Origin of the sequence: Streptomyces sp. NPDC058335, assembly GCF_042723915.1 — a bacterium.
Lineage (GTDB): Bacteria > Actinomycetota > Actinomycetes > Streptomycetales > Streptomycetaceae > Streptomyces.
On sequence record NZ_JBHXHX010000002.1, the window covers coordinates 408,382 to 432,292 of the forward strand.

25 protein-coding genes are annotated in these 23,911 nt (G+C 72.3%); 15 read left to right on the plus strand and 10 right to left on the minus strand.

Translation table 11 applies throughout. The annotated features are described in order from the left end of the window. Nucleotides 1–10 precede the first annotated feature (10 nt). Together ACFWJX_RS04970 and ACFWJX_RS04975 are read left to right on the plus strand one after the other, a co-directional pair. Entirely contained in the window at nucleotides 11–1,336 is a 1,326-nt protein-coding gene (locus ACFWJX_RS04970; RefSeq protein ID WP_383236891.1) for a sensor histidine kinase, read from the plus strand. After that, on the plus strand, nucleotides 1,276–1,968 hold the full coding sequence (locus ACFWJX_RS04975) for a response regulator (protein ID WP_383236894.1): 693 nt from the start codon (nucleotides 1,276–1,278) through the stop codon (nucleotides 1,966–1,968). Before ACFWJX_RS04970 ends, ACFWJX_RS04975 begins: the two co-directional genes overlap by 61 nt. A 12-nt stretch (nucleotides 1,969–1,980) precedes the next feature. Here the strand turns inward: ACFWJX_RS04975 and ACFWJX_RS04980 are convergent, their stop codons facing one another. After that, complete coding sequence (locus tag ACFWJX_RS04980) at nucleotides 1,981–2,463, minus strand: GNAT family N-acetyltransferase (RefSeq protein WP_383237383.1); 483 nt, start codon at nucleotides 2,461–2,463, stop codon at nucleotides 1,981–1,983. An 80-nt stretch (nucleotides 2,464–2,543) separates the two neighbouring features. Here ACFWJX_RS04980 and ACFWJX_RS04985 point away from each other — a divergent pair, with 80 nt between their 5' ends. Next, nucleotides 2,544–3,347 carry an exodeoxyribonuclease III gene (locus ACFWJX_RS04985; protein WP_383236897.1) on the plus strand — a complete coding sequence of 268 codons (804 nt, stop codon included), beginning with the start codon at nucleotides 2,544–2,546 and terminating at the stop codon, nucleotides 3,345–3,347. On the opposite strand, the gene ACFWJX_RS04990 is transcribed toward ACFWJX_RS04985, so the two are convergent. Continuing rightward, nucleotides 3,335–3,985: a MerR family transcriptional regulator gene (locus tag ACFWJX_RS04990; protein WP_383236900.1), complete on the minus strand. Its 651-nt coding sequence runs from the start codon at nucleotides 3,983–3,985 to the stop codon at nucleotides 3,335–3,337. The two genes, ACFWJX_RS04985 and ACFWJX_RS04990, sit on opposite strands and share 13 nt — an antisense overlap. A gap of 158 nt (nucleotides 3,986–4,143) precedes the next feature. On the opposite strand from ACFWJX_RS04990, the gene ACFWJX_RS04995 reads away from it, so the two are divergent. The 4 genes from ACFWJX_RS04995 (at nucleotide 4,144) to ACFWJX_RS05010 (ending at nucleotide 7,759) form a co-directional block, all read left to right on the plus strand. After that, nucleotides 4,144–5,664, plus strand: coding sequence for a flavin-containing monooxygenase (locus ACFWJX_RS04995; protein WP_383236903.1), 1,521 nt, complete (start codon nucleotides 4,144–4,146; stop codon nucleotides 5,662–5,664). Next, nucleotides 5,661–6,572: an alpha/beta fold hydrolase gene (locus ACFWJX_RS05000; RefSeq protein WP_383236906.1), complete on the plus strand. Its 912-nt coding sequence runs from the start codon at nucleotides 5,661–5,663 to the stop codon at nucleotides 6,570–6,572. The genes ACFWJX_RS04995 and ACFWJX_RS05000 overlap by 4 nt, the downstream gene beginning before the upstream one ends. Next, the gene (locus ACFWJX_RS05005) at nucleotides 6,569–7,453 is read left to right on the plus strand and encodes an SDR family oxidoreductase (RefSeq protein WP_383236909.1); all 885 of its coding nucleotides are present in this window, start codon (nucleotides 6,569–6,571) and stop codon (nucleotides 7,451–7,453) included. The genes ACFWJX_RS05000 and ACFWJX_RS05005 overlap by 4 nt, the downstream gene beginning before the upstream one ends. Before the next feature lie 90 nt (nucleotides 7,454–7,543). After that, nucleotides 7,544–7,759 (plus strand): hypothetical protein, encoded by a 216-nt coding sequence (locus tag ACFWJX_RS05010; protein WP_383236911.1) that lies wholly within the window; start codon nucleotides 7,544–7,546, stop codon nucleotides 7,757–7,759. Nucleotides 7,760–7,937: 178 nt separating this feature from the next. On the opposite strand, the gene ACFWJX_RS05015 is transcribed toward ACFWJX_RS05010, so the two are convergent. Further along, the gene (locus ACFWJX_RS05015; RefSeq protein ID WP_383236914.1) at nucleotides 7,938–11,279 is read right to left on the minus strand and encodes a S41 family peptidase; all 3,342 of its coding nucleotides are present in this window, start codon (nucleotides 11,277–11,279) and stop codon (nucleotides 7,938–7,940) included. A gap of 155 nt (nucleotides 11,280–11,434) precedes the next feature. Here ACFWJX_RS05015 and ACFWJX_RS05020 point away from each other — a divergent pair, with 155 nt between their 5' ends. The 5 genes from ACFWJX_RS05020 to ACFWJX_RS05040 all read left to right on the plus strand — a co-directional run bounded on the left by ACFWJX_RS05020 (nucleotide 11,435) and on the right by ACFWJX_RS05040 (nucleotide 16,440). Beyond that, nucleotides 11,435–12,037: a TetR/AcrR family transcriptional regulator gene (locus ACFWJX_RS05020; RefSeq protein ID WP_383236917.1), complete on the plus strand. Its 603-nt coding sequence runs from the start codon at nucleotides 11,435–11,437 to the stop codon at nucleotides 12,035–12,037. Between the two features lie 127 nt (nucleotides 12,038–12,164). After that, the gene (locus tag ACFWJX_RS05025; RefSeq protein WP_383236920.1) at nucleotides 12,165–14,453 is read left to right on the plus strand and encodes an MMPL family transporter; all 2,289 of its coding nucleotides are present in this window, start codon (nucleotides 12,165–12,167) and stop codon (nucleotides 14,451–14,453) included. 290 nt (nucleotides 14,454–14,743) lie between these two features. Then, the gene (locus ACFWJX_RS05030) at nucleotides 14,744–14,971 is read left to right on the plus strand and encodes a hypothetical protein (RefSeq protein ID WP_383236923.1); all 228 of its coding nucleotides are present in this window, start codon (nucleotides 14,744–14,746) and stop codon (nucleotides 14,969–14,971) included. 84 nt (nucleotides 14,972–15,055) lie between these two features. Next, nucleotides 15,056–15,598 (plus strand): YbaK/EbsC family protein, encoded by a 543-nt coding sequence (locus ACFWJX_RS05035; RefSeq protein ID WP_383236925.1) that lies wholly within the window; start codon nucleotides 15,056–15,058, stop codon nucleotides 15,596–15,598. Then, nucleotides 15,595–16,440: an EamA family transporter gene (locus ACFWJX_RS05040; RefSeq protein WP_383236928.1), complete on the plus strand. Its 846-nt coding sequence runs from the start codon at nucleotides 15,595–15,597 to the stop codon at nucleotides 16,438–16,440. Before ACFWJX_RS05035 ends, ACFWJX_RS05040 begins: the two co-directional genes overlap by 4 nt. Before the next feature lie 54 nt (nucleotides 16,441–16,494). Here ACFWJX_RS05040 and ACFWJX_RS05045 read toward each other — a convergent pair whose 3' ends face one another. Continuing rightward, the gene (locus ACFWJX_RS05045) at nucleotides 16,495–16,893 is read right to left on the minus strand and encodes a VOC family protein (RefSeq protein ID WP_383236931.1); all 399 of its coding nucleotides are present in this window, start codon (nucleotides 16,891–16,893) and stop codon (nucleotides 16,495–16,497) included. 315 nt (nucleotides 16,894–17,208) lie between these two features. Between ACFWJX_RS05045 and ACFWJX_RS05050 the strand changes: the two genes are divergently transcribed. Together ACFWJX_RS05050 and ACFWJX_RS05055 are read left to right on the plus strand one after the other, a co-directional pair. Next, entirely contained in the window at nucleotides 17,209–18,054 is an 846-nt protein-coding gene (locus tag ACFWJX_RS05050) for an arylamine N-acetyltransferase (RefSeq protein ID WP_383236934.1), read from the plus strand. Between the two features lie 65 nt (nucleotides 18,055–18,119). Next, entirely contained in the window at nucleotides 18,120–18,407 is a 288-nt protein-coding gene (locus ACFWJX_RS05055; RefSeq protein ID WP_383236937.1) for a DUF1876 domain-containing protein, read from the plus strand. A 26-nt stretch (nucleotides 18,408–18,433) separates the two neighbouring features. Here the strand turns inward: ACFWJX_RS05055 and ACFWJX_RS05060 are convergent, their stop codons facing one another. The 6 genes from ACFWJX_RS05060 to ACFWJX_RS05085 all read right to left on the minus strand — a co-directional run bounded on the left by ACFWJX_RS05060 (nucleotide 18,434) and on the right by ACFWJX_RS05085 (nucleotide 23,346). Continuing rightward, nucleotides 18,434–19,624 carry a serine hydrolase domain-containing protein gene (locus ACFWJX_RS05060; protein ID WP_383236940.1) on the minus strand — a complete coding sequence of 397 codons (1,191 nt, stop codon included), beginning with the start codon at nucleotides 19,622–19,624 and terminating at the stop codon, nucleotides 18,434–18,436. Nucleotides 19,625–19,698: 74 nt separating this feature from the next. Beyond that, nucleotides 19,699–20,103, minus strand: a complete 405-nt coding sequence (locus ACFWJX_RS05065) for an organic hydroperoxide resistance protein (protein ID WP_383237386.1) — start codon at nucleotides 20,101–20,103, stop codon at nucleotides 19,699–19,701. Between the two features lie 199 nt (nucleotides 20,104–20,302). After that, nucleotides 20,303–20,785 carry a MarR family winged helix-turn-helix transcriptional regulator gene (locus ACFWJX_RS05070; protein ID WP_383236943.1) on the minus strand — a complete coding sequence of 161 codons (483 nt, stop codon included), beginning with the start codon at nucleotides 20,783–20,785 and terminating at the stop codon, nucleotides 20,303–20,305. Further along, on the minus strand, nucleotides 20,782–21,540 hold the full coding sequence (locus tag ACFWJX_RS05075; protein WP_383236946.1) for an energy-coupling factor ABC transporter ATP-binding protein: 759 nt from the start codon (nucleotides 21,538–21,540) through the stop codon (nucleotides 20,782–20,784). Before ACFWJX_RS05075 ends, ACFWJX_RS05070 begins: the two co-directional genes overlap by 4 nt. Continuing rightward, on the minus strand, nucleotides 21,528–22,289 hold the full coding sequence (gene cbiQ, locus ACFWJX_RS05080; protein WP_383236949.1) for a cobalt ECF transporter T component CbiQ: 762 nt from the start codon (nucleotides 22,287–22,289) through the stop codon (nucleotides 21,528–21,530). The genes ACFWJX_RS05075 and cbiQ overlap by 13 nt, the downstream gene beginning before the upstream one ends. 1 nt (nucleotide 22,290) lies before the next feature. Further along, nucleotides 22,291–23,346 carry an energy-coupling factor ABC transporter permease gene (locus ACFWJX_RS05085; RefSeq protein ID WP_383236952.1) on the minus strand — a complete coding sequence of 352 codons (1,056 nt, stop codon included), beginning with the start codon at nucleotides 23,344–23,346 and terminating at the stop codon, nucleotides 22,291–22,293. A 206-nt stretch (nucleotides 23,347–23,552) separates the two neighbouring features. Here ACFWJX_RS05085 and ACFWJX_RS05090 point away from each other — a divergent pair, with 206 nt between their 5' ends. Continuing rightward, on the plus strand, nucleotides 23,553–23,909 hold the full coding sequence (locus ACFWJX_RS05090) for an SsgA family sporulation/cell division regulator (protein WP_383236955.1): 357 nt from the start codon (nucleotides 23,553–23,555) through the stop codon (nucleotides 23,907–23,909). Nucleotides 23,910–23,911 lie beyond the last annotated feature (2 nt).

Below are 23,911 nucleotides of genomic sequence, written 5' to 3' on the forward strand. Positions count from 1 at the left end.
GGTGATCCGCATGCACCCCCGAACCGTGTGGCAGGCCCTGTCCCGCCCGCGCTACCCGCTGTCGCCGTGGCCCTGGCGCGCCACCGCATACCTGCTGACCGGGGCGGTGACCGGCGCGGCCGTCCTGGTGGCGCTGATGCTGTTCGCCGTGGTGGGCGGCGTCCTCGCGCTCGCCCTCGTCGGCCTGCCCCTCCTCGCCGCCCTCGCCCTCGCCGGGCTGCCCGTGGCCGCGCTGGAGCGGCGCCGACTGCGGCTCATCGACCCGGACGAGGCTGCCGACCCGCACACCGAGCCGCCCGCGCCCGGCCTGCGCAGCTGGCTCACCACCCGCCTCCGCGAACGCGCCACCTGGCTCGAACTCGGCCACACCCTCCTCCTCGCCTGCCTGCTCTGGCCGGCCGAGGCGCTCCTGCTCACCGTGGCCCTGGCCGGCCCGCTCGCGGTCACCGCGACCCCGCTGCTGCTGGCGACGGCAGGCGGCGGCCGTGAGACGAAGGTGCTCAAGACCTGGACGGTCACCGACTGGCCGACCGCCCTCGCGGCCGCCCTGCTCGGCCTGCTCCTCCTCGCCGCGGGCACCTACGTCCTCGGCGTCGCGGCAGGCGCCCGAGCCGCCCTCACCCGGCTGCTGATCGCCCCCCGCGGCGGCGACCCCGACGCCCGCGTCGTCGAACTCACCCGCTCCCGGGCCCGCCTCGTCGACGCCTTCGAGACCGAACGCCGCCGCATCGAACGCGACCTGCACGACGGCGCCCAGCAACGCCTCGTCGCCCTCACCATGACCCTCGGCCTGGCCCGCCTCGACGCCCCGCCCGGCGGCCCCCTAGCCGCCCAGCTCGCCAAGGCCCACGAGGAGGCGGGAGCCGCCCTCGCCGAGCTGCGCGAGCTGATCCACGGCATCCACCCCAAAGTCCTCGCCGACTACGGCCTGGAGGCCGCCGTCGCCGACGCCGCCGACCGCTCGCCGGTCCCCGTGGACGTCGAGTTCACCCTCCCCCACCGGCTGCCCGGGTCCGTCGAGTCCGCCGCCTACTTCGTCGTCTGCGAGGCGCTCGCCAACGTGGCCCGGCACAGCGGGGCGGACCGCGCCCTGGTCCGTGGCGAACACCGGGACGGGCGGCTCGTCCTGGAGACCCGGGACGACGGCCGCGGCGGCGCCGACAGCACCCGCGGCACCGGCCTCACCGGTCTCGCCGACCGGGTGTCGGCCCTGGATGGAAAACTGTCCCTGACCAGTCCGCCGGGCGGACCGACCCTGCTGCGTGTGGAGATCCCTTGCGAGCCGACGGAAGCCGTACGCGTACGGACAGGGGCGTCCGGCCCGCCCTGCGCATAGTCCTCGCCGAGGACAGCGTCCTGCTCCGCGACGGCCTCACCGCCCTCCTCACCCGCTTCGGCCACGAGGTCGTCGCCGCCGTGGGAGACGCGGAGGCCCTGCTCACCGCGGTCGCCGACCACACCCCCGACATCGTCGTCACCGACGTCCGGATGCCGCCCGCCTTCCAGGACGAGGGCCTGCACGCGGCGGTCCGGCTGCGTACCGAGCGCCCCGGCCTGCCCGTCCTGGTCCTCAGCCAGTACGTCCAGCGGGCCTACGCCGCCGAGCTCCTCGACTCCGGTGACGGCACCGGAGTCGGCTACCTCCTCAAGGACCGCGTCGGCCAGGTCGAGCAGTTCGTGGACGCGCTCACGGAGGTCGCCTCGGGCGGCACGGTCGTCGACCCCGAGGTCGTACGACAACTGCTGCGCCGCCGCCGCGACCCGCTGGCCCGGCTCACCCCGCGCGAGCGGGAGGTCCTGGCGCTGGTCGCGGAGGGCAGGTCCAACGGCGCGATAGCCAGGACGCTGGTCGTCTCCGAGGCGGCCGTCGGCAAGCACATCGGTGGCATCCTCACCAAGCTGGACCTGCCCCCGGCGGACGACACCCACCGCAGGGTCCTCGCGGTCCTGGCCTACCTCAGGAGCTGAGCGGCCCGTGCCTCAGGGGCGGAGCGGCTTGGCGAAGCAGCGGCTGTCGTCGTGGAAGCGGTAGTAGCCGAACTTGGTGCAGGGCTCGTAGCCGCTGGAGGTGTACAGCGCGATGGCCTCCGGCTGCTCGGTGCCGGTCTCCAGGACCATGCGGAGCCGGCCGGCCGCGCGGGCGTCCTCCTCCAGCGCGGCGAGCATCCGCCGGGCCAGCCCGCGCCCCCGCGCCTGCTTGACCACGAACATCCGCTTCAGCTCGGCGTCGCCGTCCTGGTTGCCCTCGCCGTTCTCGTCCTGGCTGCGCCAGCCGCCCGTGGCGACCGGCCGGTCCAGCTCGTCGTAGGCGATGAGATACACGCCGCGCGGCGGATCGAAGTCGGCGGGCTCCAGCACCGTGGCGTCACCGCCGTCGCCGTAGCGCTCGTGGTACTCGGCCTGGACCTCGTCGTTCAGCTTCACGGCGTCGGGGTGGTCGAACGGAACGCGACGTATATTCATGCTGCTCACGGCACATCCATGCATCACTAGGCGGCGGAGGAAAATCTGGAACCCGTCCAGTGTGCCGGTATCGTGCCCGGGTGCTGACCGTGACCTCCGTAAACGTGAATGGGCTGCGGGCCGCCGCGAAGAAGGGCTTCGTGGAGTGGCTCGCCGACACCTCCGCCGATGTGCTGTGCCTCCAGGAGGTGCGCGCCGAACCCCAGCAACTGCCGGAGACGGTCCGCGCCCCCGAAGGCTGGCACGTCACCCACGCCCCCGCCGCCGCCAAGGGCCGCGCGGGCGTCTCCCTCTACACCCGCCGCGAACCCGACGCCGTCCGCGTCGGCTTCGGGTCCACCGAGTTCGACGCGAGCGGCCGCTACGTCGAGGCCGACCTGCCGGGTGTGACGGTCGCCTCCCTCTACCTCCCGTCCGGCGAGGTCGGCACCGACCGCCAGGACGAGAAGGTCCGTTTCATGGACGAGTTCCTGGCCTACCTCAAGACCCTCCGCGAACGCGCCGCCGCCGACGGCCGCGAGGTCCTGATCTGCGGCGACTGGAACATCGCCCACCAGCAGGCCGACCTGAAGAACTGGCGCTCCAACACCAGGAACTCCGGCTTCCTCCCCGAGGAACGCGACTGGCTGACCCAGGTCCTCACCCCCGAGGCGGGCGGCTACGTCGACGTCGTGCGAGGGCTGCACCCGGACGTGACGGGCCCGTACACGTGGTGGTCGTACCGGGGACGGGCGTTCGACAACGACTCCGGATGGAGAATCGATCTTCACGTGTCGACCCCCGGCCTCGCGGCCAAGGCCGTGAAGGGCCTGGTGGAGCGGGCGGCCACGCACGACGAGCGCTGGTCGGACCACGCGCCGGTCACGGTGGTCTACGACCTCTGAACCCGTTGCAGCCGCCGGTCCAGCGCGAGTGAAAGCTCCGCCTCCACCACGCTGCGCGCCAGCGGGCGCAGGCGGGGCAGTGCCTCCTCGCCCGCATGGCGGAGGATCACGGCGGTGAAGAGTTCGGCGAGGGCGTCGGCGTGGTCGCGGACGCGGGCGCCGGCGGTGAGGACCTCGGCCAGGGGGATGCCCTCGCGGACCAGGGCGGCGGAGACCTCCAGCAGGCGGCGGCTGATGTGGACGATCTCGTCGCCGTCGGTGGCCAGGTATCCGAGGTCGAGGGCGGCGGCGAGGTTCTCCGGGGTGACCTGGCCCTCGAAGCGGGCGGCGAGTTCCTCGGGGGTGAGGTGGACCGGCTCCTCCTCGGTGGGTCCGCCGACTCCGAGCAGGTCGGCGACATCGCGGCCGTGGTCGAGGGCGTCGGCCAGTTCGGCGATGCCGGTCAGGGTGTGGCCGCGGTCCAGCAGTGCCGCGATCGTGCGCAGACGGGCCAGGTGATGGTCGTCGTACCAGGCGATACGGCCCTCGCGCCGGGGTGGCGCGAGCAGTTTGCGTTCGCGGTAGAAGCGCAGGGTGCGCACCGTGATGCCGGCCTCCCTGGCCAGCTCCTCCGTCCGGTACTCCCGCTTGTCGGTCACCCGGGAAGCCTATGTCGTACCGTCGGTAACTTTCCTTCTTCCGGCCCCTACCCATCAGTACGGAGCTGCTCTACGCTCCGATTGCGCCAGTGTTCACTGGCAGAGTCGCAGAGTCACGGCATGGGTGTCGCAGTGTCGCGAGGCAAGGAGGCGTCGGGATGACCGAGCACGAGCATGTACGGGTGGCGGTGATCGGGTCCGGGTTCGGCGGGCTGGGGGCCGCGGTTCGGCTGCGCCGGGAGGGGATCACCGACTTCGTCGTCCTGGAGCGGGCGAGCAGCGTCGGCGGCACCTGGCGGGACAACAGCTACCCCGGGTGCGCCTGTGACGTGCCGTCCCACCTGTACTCCTTCTCCTTCGCGCCCAACCCCGACTGGCCCCGCACCTTCTCCGGGCAGGAACACATCCGCGCCTACCTGGAGCACGTCGCGGACGTGTTCCGGCTGCGCCCCCACATCCGCTTCGACTCCGAGGTCAAGCTGATGACCTGGGACCCGGAGCAGCTGCGCTGGGACATCGAGACCGCGAGCGGATCGCTCTCCGCCGACGTCGTGGTGTCCGCGACCGGACCGCTCTCCGACCCGAGGATCCCCGAGATCCCCGGCCTGGAGTCGTTCCCCGGCAGGGTCTTCCACTCCGCCCGCTGGGACCACGACTACGACCTCACCGGCAAGCGCGTCGCCATGGTCGGCACGGGTGCCTCGGCCATCCAGATCGTGCCCGCGATCCAGCCGAAGGTCGGCAGCCTCACCCTCTTCCAGCGCACCCCGCCCTGGGTGATGCCCCGCATCGACCGGGCGATCAGCGGCGCCGAGCGCTGGCTGCACAAGCGGTTGCCGTTCACCACGCAGGCCCGCCGCGGGCTGCTGTGGGGCATCCGCGAACTCCAGGTGCAGGCCTTCACCAAGCACCCGAACGAACTCGGCTTCGTCGAGCGGCTCGCCAGGGGGAACATGGCCCGCGCGGTCAAGGACCCGGCCCTGCGCGCCAAGCTCACCCCGGACTACCGCATCGGCTGCAAGCGGATCCTGCTGTCCAGCGAGTACTACCCGGCGCTCACCCGCCCGAATGTGGACGTCGTGGCGAGCGGGCTGCGCGAGATCCGGGGGAACACCCTGGTCGCCGCCGACGGCAGCGAGGCCGAGGTCGACGCGGTCGTCTTCGGCACCGGTTTCCGCGTCACGGACATGCCGATCGCCGAGCGGGTCGTCGGCGCCGACGGGCGGACCCTCGCGGAGAGCTGGAAGGACGGCATGGAGTCCCTGCGCGGCGCCTCCGCGGCCGGATTCCCCAACTGGATGACGATCATCGGCCCCAACACCGGCCTCGGTAACTCCTCCATGATCCTCATGATCGAGTCCCAGCTGAACTACATGGCCGACTACCTCCGCCAGCTCGACGTCCTCGGCGGCCGGGCGGCCCTCGACGCCCGCCCGAGCGCCGTGCACGCCTGGAACCGGCGGGTGCAGGACCGGATGCGGCGCACGGTGTGGAACACCGGCGGCTGCACCAGCTGGTACATGGACGCAGGAGGCCGCAACACCACCATCTGGCCGGGGACGACGAGCGAGTTCCGCCGCGCGACCCGGCGGGTGGACCTCGCCGAGTACGAGGTCCTGCGCGCCCCGGCCGCCGAGGAGACCGCGGACCGGACCGAGCGGCCGGAGGTGACCGCGTGACGACCACCGTCGCCCTCGGCCCGTACGCCCCGCCCGCCCCCGCCCGCGTTCTGACCGCCCGCTCCGCCGACGGCACCGAACTGCACGTCGAGGTGCACGGCCCGGACGACGCCCCGGCGGTCGTCCTCGCGCACGGCTGGACCTGCTCGACCGCGTTCTGGGCGGCGCAGATCCGCGCCCTGTCCGCCGACCACCGGGTCGTCGCCTACGACCAGCGGGGCCACGGCCGTACGGCGGCGAGCCCGGCGTGCAGCGCCGACCTGCTCGCCGACGACCTCGAAGCCGTACTCACCGCGACCCTCGCGCCGGGCGAGAAGGCCGTGCTCGCCGGGCACTCCATGGGCGGCATGACCATCATGGCCGCCTCCGCCCGGCCCGCGTTCCGTGACCACGCGGCGGCCGTCCTGCTGTGCAGCACGGGCAGTTCGCGGCTGGTCGCCGAGTCCACCGTCGTACCGCTCCGGCCGGGCCGGCTGCGGACCTGGCTGACCGGGCACATCCTCGGCTCGCGGGCCCCGCTCGGCCCGGTCACGCCGCTCGCCCGCCGGATCCTCAAGTACGCCACGATGGGCGCCGGTTCGGCCCCGCACATGGTGGAGGCCTGTGCGCGGATCGTGCACGCCTGCCCGCGCCGGGTCCGGCACGCCTGGTCGAACGTCCTCGACCTGCTCGATCTCGACCACGCCGTACGGGAGTTGCGGGTACCGGCGGCCGTGATCGTGGGCTCGGCGGACCGGATGACCCCGCCCGTGCACTCCCGTCGGCTCGCCGAGGCGCTGCCGCACTGCGTCGGCCTGACGGAGCTGCCCGGCCTCGGCCACATGACGCCGGTGGAGGCACCGGAGCTGGTCACCGGCACGATCCGGAACCTCGTCACCACCCACATAGCCATGAAGGAGGGCGCATGAGCAAGGTCAGCCTCGAAGGACAGGTCGCGGTCGTCACCGGCGCCGCGCGGGGCGTCGGCGAACTCCTCGCCCGCAAGCTCTCCGCACGCGGGGCGACCGTCGCGCTGGTCGGCCTGGAGCCGGACGCGCTCAAGCAGGTCGCGGAGCGGCTGCACGGCGACAGCGGCCACTGGTACGCCGACGTCACCGACCACGTGGCGATGGCCCGCGTCGCCCAGGAGGTGAAGGAACGCTTCGGCAAGGTGGACATCGTGGTCGCCAACGCGGGCGTGGCCACCGGCGGCCCGTTCGTCGACTCCGACCCGGACGCCTGGCGCCGGGTCATCGAGGTCAACCTCATCGGCTCGGCGGTCACCGCCCGCGCCTTCCTGCCGATGCTGATGGAGAGCCGCGGCTACCTCCTCCAGATCGCCTCCCTCGCGGCGATCACCCCGGCCCCGATGATGACGGCGTACTGCGCGTCCAAGTCGGGGGTGGAGGCGTACGCGCACAGCCTGCGCGCCGAGGTCGGCCACAAGGGCGTACGCGTGGGCGTCGGTTACCTGTCCTGGACCGACACCGACATGGTGCGCGGCGCCGACCAGGACGACGTGATGCGGGAGTTGCGGCAGCGGCTGCCCTGGCCGTCCAACAAGACCTACCCGCTCGGCCCGGCCGTGGACCGGATCGTCGCCGGGATGGAGCGGCGTTCCTCGCACGTGTACGGGCAGTGGTGGCTGCGCGGGATGCAGGGGGTCCGCGGATATCTGCCGGGGCTCATCGGGACCGTCGGGCAACGGGAGATGAAGCGGTTCGAGCCCCGGCTGCGGGGCATGCGGACGGGCCTGGTCGGAGCGGGGGGCGCGGCCGACGAACAGGCCCGCGCTACACAGCGTAGTTGATCGAAATGCGCGGAATGTCCTGCCGTGTGAATCTGGTCGAGGCCCGACCAAGGGCCAATCCCCCTCACCCTCATTCGGGAGTGAACCCACATGGGTATGAAGGACAAGTTCCAGGACCAGGCCGAGCAGTGGCAGGACAAGGCCAAGCAGAAGATGGACGAGACGAAGGAACAGGCCAAGGAGCGCGGACGCCAGCGTGGTGAGCGCGAGCAGGACCCGCAGCGCCGCGAGCAGGACCCGCAGCGCACGGCCCGTGACGAGGAGGACCGCTACGACGCGGACTTCGACCCCGAGGCGATGCGGTAACGCTGGCCGCTGGGCTTGAGCGCAGAGGGGTGCCCCCCGTTTCTGGGGGGCACCCCGCGCTTGTTGTGCACCGGGGGTGTGGTCGCGCAGTTCCCCGCCGCCCCTGAGCAAGCGGCAGTACAGCTCCTTGAGGGGCGCGGGGAACTGCACGACCAGCCCCCACCGGCCCGCAGCCGAGTCACCACCCGTCCCCCCGCGGAGCGAGCCGCGGACGGGACCGGTCGGGCACGTCGGCGAGGCTCGGCGGGGACGCCGGCGGCTCCGTCTCCAGCAGGGCCAGCGCCAGCGACACCGCGTCGTCGAGCTGCGCGTGCCGCCCCTCCGCCCAGTCCAGCGGAGTCCGCAGCACCTCCAGGTCGGGGGCGACGCCGTGGTTCTCCACGGACCACCCGTACACGTCGAACCAGGCCGCGTTCATCGGTACGGTGATGACCGACCCGTCGCCGAGCTGGTGCCGTCCGGTCATGCCGACGACTCCGCCCCAGGTCCGCTGTCCCACCACAGGCCCGAGTTTCAGGAGCTTGAACGCGGCGGTGATCATGTCGCCGTCGGAGGAGGTCGCCTCGTCGGCGAGGGCGACCACGGGGCCGCGGGGCGCGTTGGAGGCGTACGACACGGGCTGGGCGTCGCGGGTGAGGTCCCAGCCGAGGATGGTGCGGGTCAGTTTCTCCACGACGAGTTCGCTGATGTGCCCGCCCGCGTTGCCGCGGACGTCCACGATCAGTGCGGGCCGGGACATCTCCATCCGCAGGTCGCGGTTGAACTGGGCCCAGCCGGAGCCGCCCATGTCGGGGATGTGCAGATAGCCGCACCGCCCGCCGCTCAACTCCCGTACGACCTCGCGCCGTTTGGCGACCCAGTCCTGGTAGCGCAGCGGCCGTTCGTCGAGGAGGGGGACGACGGCGACCCGCCGGGCCCGCCGGTTCTCGCCCTCAGCGGGGGTGAACGTCAGCTCCACGGTCGTACCGCCCGCTCCCGCCAGCAGCGGGTAGGGCCCGGTGACCGGGTCCACCGGCCGTCCGTCGACATGGGTGAGCACCGCGCCCTCGCGGATGCCGGTCCCGGCCAGCGGTGAACGTGCCTTGGAGTCGGAGGAGTCGCCGGGCAGGATCCGCTTGACCGTCCAGCTGCCGTCCCTGCAGACGAGGTTGGCGCCGAGGAGGCCCTGCCGGCGCTGGTAGTGGGGCGGGCCCTCGTTGCGGCGGGCGGCGGTGACGTAGGCGTGGGAGGTACCGAGTTCGCCGAGGACCTCGCGGAGCAGGTCGGCGAACTCGTCGGGGGAGGCGACCCGTTCGACCAGGGGCCGGTACTGGTCGAGGACCGCGTCCCAGTCGATGCCGCACATCCCCGGGTCCCAGAAGTAGGCGCGGATGAGCCGGCCCGCCTCGGCGTAGGCCTGGCGCCATTCGGCGCCCGGGTCGACCTCGTGGAGGATGCGGCGCAGGTCGATCCAGACCGTGGAGTCGAGGTCGCCGGACTCGGTGGAGGGCACCGCGCGCAGCTCGCCCTCGTCGACGACGACCAGCCGGCTGCCGTCGCCGCTGACCGCGAACCAGTCGAGGTGGTCGACGAGTTCGGACTTCTTCGCCTTGCCGAGGTTGAAGTACTCCAGTGTCGGCCGCCCGCTGGTGTCGTCCGGGTTGGCGAAGGTCTCGCCGAGCGCGCCGGAGATCGGCCAGCGCAGCCAGACCAGGCCGCCGCCCGCGACCGGGAACAGCGCCGAGTACTTGGAGGCGGTCACCGGGAACGGCGTCACCCGGCTCGCCAGGCCCTCGACCTCGACGGTCACCGTGCCGTCGCCGGCCTCGTCCTCGACCGGGTCGAGCCCGCCCGCGGCCGGCCGTCCCTCGGGGGTGAGGGCGAAGGGGGACGGGGTCGCGGAGTTCAGCGGCACCAGGTAGGGCCGGCAGCCGAGGGGGAAGGAGAGGTCGCCGGTGTGGACGTCGTACACCGGGTCGAAGCCGCGCCAGGAGAGGAAGGCGAGATAGCGGCCGTCGCGGGTGAAGACCGGGTTCTCGTCCTCGAAGCGGCCGTTCGTGACGTCGACGATCAGTCCGTCGCCCTTGCCGAGCCCGGAGATGCGGGCCATCTTGATCTGCCGCAGCGACCGCCCGATCCCCGGATGCGACCAGGTCAGCCAGGCCCCGTCCGGCGAGAACGCGAGATCGCGCACGGGCCCGTTGACCGACCGGATCAGCTCGACGACCTCACCGTCGGAGCTGTCGGAGCTGTCGGAGCCGTCGGAGTCCCCGGCGTCCGCGGTCTCGGCCGTCCCGTCTGCCTCCGCCGCCTCAGCCACCTCCGCCACCCCGTCGGACACGGTGACGAGCAGCAGGCGGCCGTCGTGGGCGGCGATCGCCAGCCGTTCCCCCGCCGGGTCGGACACCAGCTCCAGGACCCGGCCCAGCCCACCGGAGGCCAGGCGGCGCGGCGCACGGTCGCCGGTCGCGCGGGGCAGGTGGGCGATCTCGACGGCGTCCTCGCCCTCCGCGTCCGTCACATAGGCGACCTGCCCGCCCGAGCCGAGCATCTCCGGGAGCCGGACCCGTACCCCCGGTGAGTCGGTGATGGTCCGCGCGGGCCCGTCGCGGTGGGTGAGCCAGTACAGGCTGCCGCGTACGACGACCGCGCTCGCCCGCCCCGTCTCGTCCACCGAGATCCCGTCCACGTGCTGAGCGGCCGGGATCTGGTACGGCCGCCGCCCTGTCCGGGGCCCGCTCAGCCGTACGTCGATCCGGCGCGGCTCGGAGTCGGGGGACAGGTCGTCGACGATCCACAGATCCCCGGCGCACTGGTACACCACGCGGGTGCCGTCGCTTGCGGCGTTGCGGGCGTAGAAGGCGTCGTGGTCGGTGTGCCGGCGCAGGTCGGAGCCGTCGTGGGCGCAGGAGTAGAGGTTGCCGACGCCCTCGTGGTCGGAGAGGAAGGCGACCCGGCCGCCGACGAGCATGGGGGCGTCGAGGTGGCCCTCCAGGTCGGCGAGCAGCCGCTGTCCGTGCAGCCAGAGCCGGCCCATGGCGCCGCCCCGGTACCGCTTCCATGCGGCCGGTTCGTGCGGCGGCGTGCCGGTGAGCAGGAGGGTGCGGCGTTCGCCGTCGAGGTCGGCGGCCTGGAGGTCGGCGACCGGGCCCCAGGGCAGTTTGCGGCCGGGGGAGCCGTCGGGGGAGACCTTGTACGCCCAGGTGAAGTAGGAGAAGGGCTCGCCGTGGGAGGCGACGGCCAGGATATCGCCGTCCGGGGTCCAGCCGCAGACCCGGGTGTCGGGGCTGCCCCAGTACGTGAGCCGCCGCCCGGGGCCGCCGTCCGCGGGGATCAGGTGGATCTCGGGCACGAGACTGCGCCAGCTCGTGTAGGCGATGTGGCGGCCGTCGGGCGAGAAGCGGGGGTGGCCGGCCTTGGTGCGGTCGGCGGTGAGCCGCCAGGCGCGGCCGGGTCCGTCGAGCGGGGCCAGCCAGAGGTCGTCCTCGGCCACGAAACAGAGCTGGTCACCGCTGAGGTGGGGCAGGCGCAAGTAGGTCACGTTTCCATGCTTTTCCGGCACGAGGGGCCGGGCAACTTATGTGTTCTTCACCGACGTGAGCCAGCACACGTACGAAACGGTTTCGTTTCGCAGGCTGGCAGGGTATGTTCAAGGTGTACGGGACGAGTCCGTGCCGGAGTCGGAAGGTGAGTGACATGACTGAGGTCGCAACGGCGCGTCGCAGTCGCATCACGCCCGAGCGCGAGGCCGAGTTGTACACGGCCGTGCTCGACCTGCTCCGCGAGGTCGGCTACGACGCCCTGACCATGGACGCCGTCGCCGCCCGCACCCGTTCCAGCAAGGCCACGCTCTACCGCCAGTGGGGCGGCAAGGCCGAACTGGTCGTGCGGGCGATGCGGCACAGCAAGCCGGGCGGCATCGCCGACGTCGACACCGGATCCCTCCGGGGAGACCTTCATACGTTCATGTCCCGCGAGGACGACTGCACGATGGAGCGGAACTCCGACCTGATGCGGGCCCTGGCGATGGCCGTGCACTCCAACCCCGATCTGATGCGGGCGTTCAAGGAACTGCTCATCGAGCCCGAGATGAACGAGTTCCAGCGCGTCATGCAGCGCGCGGTGGACCGAGGCGAGGTGCGGGCCGACCGCCCCGCGCTGGAGTACGTCGTGCACATGCTGGTCGGCGCCTTCGCCACCCGCACCATGATCGACGGTCTGCCTCCCACGCAGGAGTTCCTGCGTTCGTACGTCGACGCCGTGGTCCTCCCCGCCCTCGGCATCCCCACCACCACCTGACCGTCCCCGCGGTCCGCCCCTCCTGACGTCACCGCTCACGTCGTCGGGCCGATCACCCCTGCCTTCCAGCGGGTGGTGGTCACCCCTGCCCTGAATCACCCCACGACATGACCGGGAGTACGCCTCCGTGGCCACGTTCCTCTATAAACTCGGCCGGCTCGCTTTCCGGCGACGGCACTTCGTCGCCCTGATATGGGTCGCCCTGCTGACGCTCGCGGGCGTCGGCGCCGCCTCCGCGCCCACACCGGGCACCACCTCCTTCTCCATCCCGGGCACGGAGGCGCAGAAGGCCTTCGACCTGCTGGAACAGCGGTTCCCGGGCGCGAGCGCCGACGGCGGGACCGGACGCATCGTCTTCAAGGCGCCCGAGGGCGAGAAGATGACGGACGCCGACAACAAGGCGACCGTCGCCAAGACCGTCAAGGAACTGAGCGACGGCTCCGAGGTCGTCTCGGTCACCGACCCGTTCACCACGAACGCCGTCAGCAAGGACGGCACGGTCGCCTACACCTCGGTGAAGTACGACGCCCCCGGCATGGAACTGGCCGACTCCACCAGGGACGCCCTGGAAGCGGCCGGCGACGACGCGCGGGCCGCCGGGCTGACCGTCGACATCGGCGGTGACGCCCTCCAGGCGGCGGCCGAGCCGGGAGCGGTCGGTGAGATCGTCGGTCTCGCGCTCGCCGCGGTCGTCCTCGTCATCACCCTCGGCTCGCTGGTCGCGGCCGGACTCCCGCTGCTGACGGCGATCATCGGCGTCGGCATCGGCGTCTCCACCATCACCGCCCTCGCCAACGCGCTCGACCTCGGCGACACCACCTCCACCCTCGCGCTGATGATCGGCCTCGCGGTCGGCATCGACTACGCGCTGTTCATCGTCTCCCGCTACCGCGGCGAACTCGCCGACGGCCGGGACCGGGAGGAGGCGGCGGGCCGCGCCACCGGCACCGCCGGATCGGCCGTGGTCTTCGCCGGACTCACCGTCGTGATCGCCCTCGCGGGCCTCGCGGTCGTCAACGTCCCGATGCTCACCAAGATGGGCCTCGCCGCGGCCGGCACGGTCGTCGTCGCCGTCCTCATCGCCCTCACCATGATCCCGGCACTGCTCGGCTACGCGGGCCGGAAGATCCGTCCGGCGGGCGAGAAGCGCAAGCCGCGCGGCGCGGGCAAGGCCGCACGGACCGAGGATTCCCAGGAGTCCCGCAAGAAGTTCGACACGTCCGAGAAGTCCGCGAAGCCTCAGGCGGCGGCCAAGGCCGGTCTCGGCACCCGTTGGGCGAACTTCGTCATCCGCCGCCCGGCCGCCGTCCTGCTGCTCGGCGTGGTCGGCCTCGGGGCGATCGCCGTCCCGGCCACCCAGCTGGAGCTGGGCCTGCCCGACGACGGCTCGCAGCCGACGTCCACCACGCAGCGCCGGGCGTACGACCTGCTGTCGGAGGGCTTCGGCCCCGGCTTCAACGGCCCGCTGATGATCGTCGTCGACGCCCAGCAGAGCGACGACCCGCAGGCCGCGGTCAGCACCGTCACCGACGGGATCAAGGACCTCGAGGACGTCGTGACGGTCACCCCGGCCGCCTTCAACAAGGCCGGCGACACCGCGACGATCACCGTGATCCCGAACTCCAAGCCGTCCTCGACACAGACCGAGGACCTGGTGCACGCCATCCGTGACGAGGGCGCCGACATCAGGGCCGACACCGGCGCGGAAGTCCTGGTCACCGGCACCACCGCGATGAACATCGACTTCTCGCAGAAGCTCAACGACGCGCTGATCCCGTACCTGGGTCTGGTGGTGGGCCTCGCCTTCCTCCTCCTCATCGTCGTCTTCCGCTCCATCCTGGTCCCGCTGAAGGCGGCCCTCGGCTTCCTGCTCAGCGTGCTCGCCGCGCTCGGCGCCGTCGTCGCGGTCTTCCAGTGGGGCTGGCTCGGCGGCCTGCTCGGTGTCGAGGAGACCGGCCCCATCATGTCGATGATGCCGATCTTCATGGTGGGCGTGGTCTTCGGCCTCGCGATGGACTACGAGGTGTTCCTCGTGACCCGCATGCGAGAGGCCTACGTCCACGGCGAGACACCGGCCCAGGCCATCGTCACCGGGTTCCGGCACAGCTCGCGGGTCGTGGCGGCCGCCGCGGTCATCATGATGGCCGTCTTCGGCGGCTTCATCACCTCCAGCGAGCAGATGATCAAGATGATCGGCTTCGGACTGGCCATCGCCGTCTTCTTCGACGCGTTCGTCGTCCGCATGGCGATCGTCCCGGCCGTCCTGGCCCTGCTCGGCAAGAAGGCCTGGTGGCTCCCGAAGTGGCTGGACCGGGCGCTGCCCAACGTGGACGTCGAGGGCGAAGGCCTCAAGGCCCTCGACTCCAGGAACTCGGACCCCGACCCGGACAAGGACCGGGAACTGGTCCGCGCATGACGCTGCGCTGAGCGGGCGCAGTAGAGAGACGGCCGGTGAGGGCTCCGTGGGGACGGGGCGTCCTCACCGGCCTTCTTCACGACCCCGTCCGCACGGGGGCCCGCCGTCGTGACGCACTTTCGGATGAACGCCGGGAACCGTGCGGGGCGAGCGGGGCCGCCGAGCGGCGGTTCTGCCCGTTCGGCGTGCATTCGGTTCATTGATGGACATGGCAGGCGAGTGTCACCGTTATAGGGGCGATCTGGAACGCAGCGCATAGGTCGGGCGTCCGGGCCGCGTCCGGTGGTCGGGTGCGCGTGCCGCGGCCGACCGGCCGTCACCCGCACCACCCGAGGAGACCCCCGTGTCCGCGTCCCCTGTTCCCGTTCCGGGACCGTCGCCACCACGGGTGGGACAACCGCTCCGACACGGCCACGCTGCGCAACCACCGTGACCGCGTGATCGACGAGGCCTCCTGGGACGAGCACCACTCCCGCAACGGCGCCCGTCACCACGGCCACGGCGGCGACCGCCACTGACGACGATCCCGCACGGACGGCCCGCCCGGCGACGGTGGCCAATCCGGTCGCCTGCCCCCTACACGCACCGCTACCGTGCCGTGCATGACGACGACAGCCGCCACTGACGCCGACGAGCCCGGGAACTCCGTGACCGCCGCGAGCTCCGGAGCCCATCCCCGTTTCGCCGAGGCCCTGGACGCCCTCGGCCTCTCCGACCTGCACACGCGCATCCGCCGCTTCCCCGACGCGACCCGCACCGCCGCCGAGGCCGCCGCCGCGATCGGGTGCGAGCTGAGCCAGATCTGCAAGTCGCTGATCTTCGCGGCGGACGGGGTGCCGGTGCTGGTACTGATGGACGGGGCGTCGCGGGTCGACGTCGAGCTGGTGCGGAAGGAACTCGGGGCCCAGAAGGTGACGCGGGCCGCCGCCGACGTCGTACGGGAGACGACCGGGTACGCGATCGGGGGCGTGCCGCCGTTCGGGCACCGTAGCCGCACCCGGGTCCTCGCCGACCGGAGCCTGCTCGCGCACGACGTGGTGTGGGCCGCGGCCGGCACCCCGCACACGGTCTTCCCCATGGCACCCGACGCGCTGGTCTCGCACGCCGGCGCCACCGTCGTGGACGTGCGCGAGCGCACCGCGTGACGCCACTGGTCACCGCGGCCGTCCTGCTCGCCGCGGTCACCCACGCCAGCTGGAACGCGATCGCCCACCGCATCACCGACAAGCTCACCGGCTTCGCCCTCATCTCGGGCGGCGGGCTGCTCATCGGCCTCGCGATGGCGCCCTTCGCCGCCATCCCCGCGGCGGCGGCCTGGCCGTACCTGCTGGTCTCGGCCGTGATCCACATCGCCTACTACGCGCTGCTGATGCGGTCGTTCCGGCTGGGCGACTTCGGGCAGGCGTACCCGATCGCGCGCGGTTCCGCGCCCCTCGTCGTCACCGTCCTGGCCGCCGTCTTCGCCCACGAGGTGCCCGACGGCTGGGCAGCCGCCGGCATCGCGGTGTCCTGCGCGGGCCTCACCGGCGTCGCCCTGTGGGGACTGCGCGGACGGCGTCCGGACTGGGCGGCGATCGGCGCGGCCCTGGCGACCGGCGTGACCATCGCCGCGTACACGGTCGTCGACGGCCTCGGCGTCCGCGCGTCCGGCTCCTCCCTCGGTTACATCGCCTGGCTGATGGCCGTCCAGGGCACGGTCCTCCCCCTGTACGCCGCCACCCGCTGGCGCGGCCGGACCCTGGCCGTCCTCCGCCCCCACGCCACCCTCGGCCTCGTCGGCGCGGCCCTCTCGGTCACCGCCTACGCCCTCGTCCTGTGGGCCCAGACCCGCGCCGAACTCGCCCCGATCTCCGCCCTGCGCGAGTCATCGATCATCGTCGGAGCGGCGATCGGCGCCATCTTCTTCAAGGAACGCTTCGGCGCCCCACGCATCGCCGCCGCAGCCCTCCTCGTGGTGGGCATCGGCCTGATGCTGCACACGGGATGAGTCCCGGCTGCCTGCCGCGGGAGAGGAGGGCGCCGGCGAAGCCCCCTCCGCCTGCTACGGCCGCGCGTACGGCCGCGTCATGATCTCCAGGTTGTGGCCGTCCGGGTCGAGGAAGTACGCGCCCCGGCCGCCGAACAGGCTGTTGGTGCGGCCGGGTTGGCTGTGCCGGGGGTCGGCGTAGTACGTGACGCCGACCGCCTCCAGGCGGGCGATCATCGTGTCGAACTGCTCCTCCGCCACGAGGAACGCGTAGTGCTGGGACTGGATCGGCTCGTCGCGCTTCTCGTAGAAGTCGAACGTGACGCCGTTGCCGAGGTCGACCGGCAGGAACGGGCCGAAGGGCGCGCCCACCGGCAGGCCCAGGATCGTGGCGAGGAACTCGGCCGACAGCTGCCGGTCATGGGCGTGCACGGCGAGGTGGTTGAGCTGGGGAAGCGTTGACTGGGCAGGCATGGTGAGTGAAGGTCTCCGGTCTCGGTGTCCAGGGTGGTGCCCTCGGCGGGGAGGGCGGGAAAGAAGGACGCGGAGAGGGGACGGCGGGCCTCTGGCCCGCCTCGCGCTCACGCCGAGGCCGGGCGCCTCACTCGTGCGTGGCCCATGGCCGACCCGGCAGTCACCCGGGTGACGGTAGTGGCCGCCCCAACTGCCCGCAAGGATGTTTCCGGCCGGACCGGACCACCGGTGCCTCCGCGACCTGGGACCGACGGCTCAGGCCCGCTCCCGCCCCCGTCCGAGGCAGCCCGGTGCGGCTGTGGCTACGGTGAAGTCATGTCTGACAGCGCCCCGTTCACCCCCGACGACCTCGACGCCTACTTCCGCCGTATCGGCCGGGACGGCGCCCGGCGCGCCGACGTGGCCACGCTGAAGGGCGTACACCTGGCCCACGCCCGCGCCATCCCCTTCGAGAACCTCGACCCGGTCCGTGGCACTGCCCCCTCCCTCGCCCCCGCCGACCTGATCGCCAAGCTCGTCGGCAGCCGGCGCGGCGGCTACTGCTACGAGCACAACACCCTCTTCGCGGGCGTCCTGGAGGCGCTCGGCTTCGGGGTGACACGGCTCGCGGCCCGCGTGGTCGTCGGCGCCGAACGGTTCGAGGACCGCCCGCGCACCCACATGACGCTGCTCGTCGAGATCCCCGGCGAACCGCGGCCGTACCTCGCCGACGTCGGTTTCGGCGCCCCCGGCGCACTCCTGGAGCCCGTCCCGCTGACGTCGGACACCGAGTTCCGCGCCGCGGGCCGCCGGCACCGCCTGGTGCACGCCCCGCACCGCGGCCCGCTGGAGCTGTGGGTGCTGGAGACGCATGCCGCAGGGGACGGAACCCCCTGGCAGGCCCAGTACGCCTTCACCCTCGAGCCCTTCGAGCACCCCGACTTCGAGGTCATCAACTGGCACATCGCCACCAACCCCCGCTCGCCCTTCAGCCGCCGCCCCTACGCCCAGCGCGTCACCCCCGACCGCCACCTCCTGCTCAACGGCGCCCTCCTCACCGAGACCCGAGCCGACGGCACGGTCACCGAGCGGGAACTGACCCAGAGCGCGGAGGTGCGCAAAGTGCTCGCCGAGGACTTCGGCATCGACGTCCCGGACGACGGCACGAACCTGCTGACCTGACCGAGTGGGTGCGCGTGGGCTTATCGAGGAGCACCCTGGAAGCAGATGTTCCGGAGGTGACCGTCATGACGCACACCGCAGTGCACACCGCAGTCGGATGGCACGTCGAGCTGGAGTTCGAGGAGGATGATCAGCACACGCGCGCGGCGGCGCTGGTCAGGTTGCCCGACGGGTCCGAGGTCCGGGCCCATGGGCATGCCAGCCGGCACCGGGTCGACCCCAACCAGCCGCGGGTCGGCGAGGAGATCGCCGGCGCCCGAGCCCTGAACGAGATCGCCATGCAGCTGCTGACCAAGGCCCACAGGGAGATCGACGACGCTTCGGGGAGGACCTCGCACCCGATCCACGTGTGAGCGGGCGGGAGGAGAACGTCCGCTCCTCAGCCGGCGGTCGTCGTCGCCGTCCGCACCGCCCGTACCAGCGCCTGCGCCCGCGGGTCCGCCGTCACGCTCGACCGGAAGCCGTTGGTGACGTACCCGAAGGCGATGCCCGACTCCGGGTCGGCGAAGCCGAGGGGGCCGCCGCGGCCGGGGTGGCCGAAGGAGGCGGGGGACAGCAACGGCGAGGCGCTGCCGTGCAGCATGTAGCCGAGGCCGAAGCGGGTGTTCACGACGAGCACCCGGTCCGCCCCGGCCGACCGCTCACCGCGGGCCGTGTCCACCGTCTCCGGGGCGAACAGGCGGCGGTTGCCGTCGACCTCGCCGATCAGTGAGGCGTAGAAGCGGGCCAGGCCGTCGGCCGTGGCGATGCCGTTGGAGGCGGGCAGGGCGGCCGCCCGGTACGCCGGATCGTTCTCGTCGGGCAGTGGGGTGATCGCGGCGAAGGCCCGCCGGGTGAGGGAGTCCGGGTCGGCGTAGGCGTCGGCGACGGCCCGCTTGGGCCGGGTGCGCAGCGCACCCGCCTGCGCGGGTGCCTCGGTCTGCCCGACGCGCCCCACGCGCGCCCGCTCGCGCTCCGGCAGACCGAGCCACAGCTCGGCCCCGGCCGGTCCGGCGATCTCGTCGGCGATCCACGCGCCGACGGTCCGCCCGGTGACCCGCCGGATCAGCTCGCCGGTCAGCCAGCTGTAGGTCTGTGCGTGGTAGCCGTGGTCCGTCCCCGGCTCCCAGACCGGTGCCTGCGCGGCGACCGCCGCCGCGCCGAGACCGGGGTCGGCGGCCTGGGCGGGCGTGAGCGGCCGGTCCAGCACCGGCACGCCCGCGCGGTGCGCGAGTACGTCCCGCACGAGGGTCCGGTCCTTGCCGGCCGTCTTGTACTCCGGCCAGTACGCCCCCACCGGCGCGTCCAGATCCAGCTCCCCGCGCTGCCACAGCATCAGCAGGACGGCGGCGGCGACGCCCTTCGTCGCGGAGCGCACGATCTGGGCGGTGCCCCGCTCCCAGGGCGTCCCGCCCTCCGAGTCCGGCGGCCCGCCGTCGACGTCCCGGTTGCCGCCCCACAGGTCGACGACCTTGTGCCCGTCCCGGTAGACGGCGACGGCCGCTCCCCGCTCCCCGAGCACCTCGAAGTTGCGGGCGAACGCCTCCCTGACCGGCTCGAAGCCGGCGGTCACCGTGCCGTGCACATCCACGTCCGTACGTCCTCTCGGCTCACCTGCGACCCCGAGGACAACCCCGCCGCGGAACCGTCGATTCCTTGGTCCGGCTAACCCAGGAGGATCGTTACGTCGATGTTGCCGCGTGTCGCGTTCGAGTACGGGCAGACCTGGTGCGCCGCGTCCACCAGCTGGGCGGCGAGGGCCGCGTCGAGCACGGGCAGCGAGACGCTGAGGGCGACCGCGAGGCCGTAGCCCTGGGTGCTGTTGGGGCCGATGCCGACCTTCGCGGCGACGGTCGAGCCGGTGAGATCGAAGCCCGCCCGGTTGCCGACCAGGATCAGCGCGTTGTGGAAGCAGGAGCTGTAGCCGGCCGCGAAGAGCTGCTCCGGGTTGGTGCCGTTGCCGTCGCCGCCCAGTTCCGGCGGCATGGCCACCTTCAGCTCGATCTGTCCGTCCTGGCTGGTCACATAGCCGTCCCGGCCACCGTGCGCGGTGGCCTCGGCGACGTACATGATCTTCGTCGGACGGGTGTCGATCGTGTCGGCGGTGCTGACGGTGTCGACGGCGGCGCCTTCGGTCACTGTGGGACCTCCCCCAGAGCTGTGCCCAATTGCATCGTGCACAAGGTACCGGCCGGTAGGAAGTTCTCGGGGCACCAGGGTGGTAACCACGGGTAACCGAGGGGAGTGGAGCGGGCGCCGCCCGAGGGGCTCAGCGCCCCCGTTCCGCCGCCCCGTGCGCCTTCTCCGCGATCCCCCACAGCTCCTCGCGCAGCCGCGCGACCTGCGCCGTGTCGAGCCCCGTCGACGCGAGCAGCGCGCCGGGCACCCGCTCCGCGCGCGCCTTCAGTTCCTCCCCGCGCCCCGTGCAGGCGACGAGCACCGAGCGCTCGTCGCGCGCCGAACGCTCCCGGTGCACGAGCCCCGCCGCCTCCAGCCGCTTCAGCAGCGGCGACACCGTGCCGTAGTCGAGGCGCAGGGCCGTCGCCAGCTCCTTGACCGTGGTCTCGCCGCGCTCCCACAGCACCAGCAGGACGAGGTACTGCGGGTACGTGAGACCGAGGTCGTCGAGGAGCGGCCGGTAGGCGGCCGTCACCGCGCGCTGGGCCGCGTACAGCGCGAAGCACAGCTGCTCGTCCAGCGACAGCGAGCCCTCGCCCGGCCGGTCCTGGTGGGTCACGCGCGCATTCGTCACGCACCCATTGTCACGGAGCGCGGGTCGAAACCGAACGGCAGCTCCAGCCGGTGCGCGCGCATCAGCGCGTCGTCGGCGAGCAGTTCGGCCGTCCGCCCGTCCGCCGCGATCACGCCCTCGCTGAGGATCATGGACCGCGGGCACAGTTCGAGGGCGTACGGCAGGTCGTGCGTGACCATGAGGACCGTGACGTCGAGGGAGCGCAGGATGTCGGCCAGTTCGCGGCGCGAGGCGGGGTCGAGGTTGGAGGACGGCTCGTCCAGGACGAGGCTCTCCGGCTCCATCGCCAGCACGGTCGCGACCGCCACCCGGCGGCGCTGCCCGAACGACAGATGGTGCGGCGGACGGTTCTTGAACTCGGCCATGCCGACCTGCGCGAGCGCCCGGTCCACACGCTCCTCCAGCTCCGCGCCCCTCAGCCCGGCCGCCGCGGGCCCGAACGCGACGTCCTCCCGCACGGTCGGCATGAACAACTGGTCGTCGGGGTCCTGGAAGACGATCCCGACCTTGCGCCGGATCTCCGCCATGTCCCGCTTGCCGACGGGCAGCCCGGCGACCGTCACCGTGCCGGTGCCGCCGGTGAGGATGCCGTTGAGGTGCAGCACGAGGGTGGTCTTGCCGGCGCCGTTCGGCCCGAGCAGGGCCACCCGCTCCCCGCGCGCGACCGAGAAGTCCACGCCGAACAGGGCCTGGTGGCCGTCGGGGTAGGCGAAGGCGAGGCCCGAGACCTCGAGGGAAGCAGTCACAGGGTCCATCCCAGCACGCAGACGACGAGGGCGGCGAACGGCAGGGTCAGCGCGTGGGACCACTGCGCGCGCGAGGCGGTCACCTCGTCGATCACCGGCATGGAACCGGCGTACCCCCGGCTGACCATGGCCAGGTGCACGCGCTCCCCGCGTTCGTAGGAGCGGATGAACAGGGCACCCGCGGACTTGGCGAGGATGCCCCAGTGCTTGACGCCGCTCGCCTCGAACCCGCGTGACTCCCGCGCGATCCTCATGCGCCGCATCTCGTCGGTGATGACATCGCCGTAGCGGATCATGAAGGAGGCGATCTGCACGAGCAGCGGCGGCAGCCTGAGGCGCTGGAGGCCGAGGAGGAGTTCGCGCAGTTCGGTGGTGGAGGCGAGCAGGACGGAGGAGGCGACGCCGAGGGTGCCCTTGGCGAGCACGTTCCAGGCGCCCCACAGTCCGTTGACGCTGAGGGAGAGTCCGAGGACGTCCACCCGCTCGCCCTCGGCGACGAACGGCATCAGCACGGCGAAGGCGACGAACGGCACCTCGATCAGCAGCCGCTTCAGCAGGAAACCCGCCGGCACGCGCGCGTGGAAGGCGACGGCGCCGAGCAGGACGGCGTACAGGCCGAACGCCCACATCGCCTCCCGCGGGGTCGACACGACGACCACGACGAAGGCGAAGGCGGCGGCGAGCTTGGTGTGCGGCGGCAGCACGTGCACGGGCGAGTGTCCGTGCCGGTAGAGCCGGTGCGCGTGCCCCGCGCCCACGTCAGACGTTCTCTACGGTCGTCGGGGACGCGTCGGTGTCCCGGCGCCGGCGTACCGCCCAGAACACGGTGCTGCCCGCGACGACGGTCACGCCGACGCCGATGACGCCCGCGAGCCCGCCGGACAGCCGGGCGTCCGTGACGTCCTTGACGCCGTAGTCGGCGAGCGGGGAGTCCGAGACGGCGTGCTCCTCGGTCTTCTTGTCGATGCCCTTGTCCGCGGCGACCTTCTCCAGGCCGTCCGGACTCGAGGAGGCGTAGAAGCTGACGAAGCCGGCCAGGACGAGGGAGGTGACGAGGCCGGTCACCCACAGCGTGCGCCGGGAGGTGCGCGCGGCGACGGGCGCCGTGCGGGGCTCCTCGGCGGGCGCGTCCACGAGTTCGCCGTTCACCCGCAACCGGAGCTTCTGCTGCAACCCGCGCGCCCCGTACACGAGATCCGGCCGTACGGCGATCACGGCGCCGACCGTCAGCGCGGTGATCGTGGCCTCACCGATGCCGATCAGCACGTGCACGCCGACCATCGCGGTGGCCACCTTGCCGATCGCCACGTCGGTGGTGCCGCCGACCGCGTACATCAGCGTGAAGGCGAGGGCTGCGGCCGGCACGGACAGCAGTGCCGCGACGAACGAGGCGGCGGTGACGGAACGGGGGGTGCGCGGCAGCACCGTCAGCAGGCCGCGGAAGACGGCGTAGGCCACCACCGTGGTCACGACCGCCATGTTGGTGATGTTCACGCCGAGCGCGGTCAGGCCGCCGTCGGCGAAGAGGATGCCCTGCATCAGCAGGACCACGGACACGCACAGGACCCCGGTGAAGGGGCCCACGAGTATCGCGGCCAGCGCACCGCCGAGAAGATGGCCGCTTGTTCCGGCCGCGACGGGGAAGTTGAGCATCTGTACGGCAAAGATGAACGCGGCCACCAGGCCGGCCAGCGGCGCGGTGCGCTCGTCGAGTTCGCGGCGCGCCCCGCGCAGGCTCACGGCGATGGCGCCCGCGGCGACGACTCCGGTCACGGCAGAGGTCGGGGCGTTGATGAATCCGTCGGGTACGTGCACCGTTCGATGATAGTGGCTTAATGCGAATGGGTTGCAAGAGCGAGTCCGTCTTGTGCGGCTTCCGCGTGTGGCCCGGTGGTGAGGTTCGTGTATCGCACATGTGAGATACGCCCGCCCCAGAGGGCGGGAGCCGCAAAATATGCGACATTGGAGGGGGAGCGGACGCACAGCTTCCGCACAGGTCACGCAGAGTGAGAGGGTGGTCGATGTCTGTAGTCGAGCAGTACGCGCGAGCCCACATCGTCACGGACGCGGACCTGGTCGAGGAGGAACAGACCGCCGTCCCCGTCGTCCTGCGCTACGACCCCGACGACGACCCGCGCGCCGTCCGCGTCGGACTCCCCGGCACCCATGAGTGGACGATAGCCCGCGCCCTCCTCGAACAGGGCCTGCGCGCCCCGGCCGGCAGCGGAGAGGTCCGTGTGTGGCCCTGCGGACGCGTCCAGGCCATCGTCGAGTTCCACTCCGCGCAGGGCGTCTCGGTCGTGCAGTTCGAGTCCAAGACGCTCATGCGCTTCCTGCGCCGGACCTACACGGCCACGGCGCAGCCGGTCGGCAACTGAAC

What these genes read in the sequence shown, in the direction of transcription:
- ACFWJX_RS05065 (WP_383237386.1), bottom strand. Translation starts at nt 20,103, where the DNA reads ATGTACGTCGCCGAGGCCACCGCGCACGGTGGCCGGGACGGCTATGTG.
- ACFWJX_RS05075 (WP_383236946.1), bottom strand. Translation starts at nt 21,540, where the DNA reads ATGGACCCTGTGACTGCTTCCCTCGAGGTCTCGGGCCTCGCCTTCGCC.
- ACFWJX_RS05035 (WP_383236925.1), top strand. Translation starts at nt 15,056, where the DNA reads ATGACGACGACAGCCGCCACTGACGCCGACGAGCCCGGGAACTCCGTG.
- ACFWJX_RS05090 (WP_383236955.1), top strand. Translation starts at nt 23,553, where the DNA reads ATGTCTGTAGTCGAGCAGTACGCGCGAGCCCACATCGTCACGGACGCG.
- ACFWJX_RS04970 (WP_383236891.1), top strand. Translation starts at nt 11, where the DNA reads ATGCACCCCCGAACCGTGTGGCAGGCCCTGTCCCGCCCGCGCTACCCG.
- ACFWJX_RS05055 (WP_383236937.1), top strand. Translation starts at nt 18,120, where the DNA reads ATGACGCACACCGCAGTGCACACCGCAGTCGGATGGCACGTCGAGCTG.
- ACFWJX_RS05010 (WP_383236911.1), top strand. Translation starts at nt 7,544, where the DNA reads ATGGGTATGAAGGACAAGTTCCAGGACCAGGCCGAGCAGTGGCAGGAC.
- ACFWJX_RS04995 (WP_383236903.1), top strand. Translation starts at nt 4,144, where the DNA reads ATGACCGAGCACGAGCATGTACGGGTGGCGGTGATCGGGTCCGGGTTC.
- ACFWJX_RS05045 (WP_383236931.1), bottom strand. Translation starts at nt 16,893, where the DNA reads ATGCCTGCCCAGTCAACGCTTCCCCAGCTCAACCACCTCGCCGTGCAC.
- ACFWJX_RS05020 (WP_383236917.1), top strand. Translation starts at nt 11,435, where the DNA reads ATGACTGAGGTCGCAACGGCGCGTCGCAGTCGCATCACGCCCGAGCGC.
- ACFWJX_RS05005 (WP_383236909.1), top strand. Translation starts at nt 6,569, where the DNA reads ATGAGCAAGGTCAGCCTCGAAGGACAGGTCGCGGTCGTCACCGGCGCC.
- ACFWJX_RS04980 (WP_383237383.1), bottom strand. Translation starts at nt 2,463, where the DNA reads ATGAATATACGTCGCGTTCCGTTCGACCACCCCGACGCCGTGAAGCTG.
- ACFWJX_RS05050 (WP_383236934.1), top strand. Translation starts at nt 17,209, where the DNA reads ATGTCTGACAGCGCCCCGTTCACCCCCGACGACCTCGACGCCTACTTC.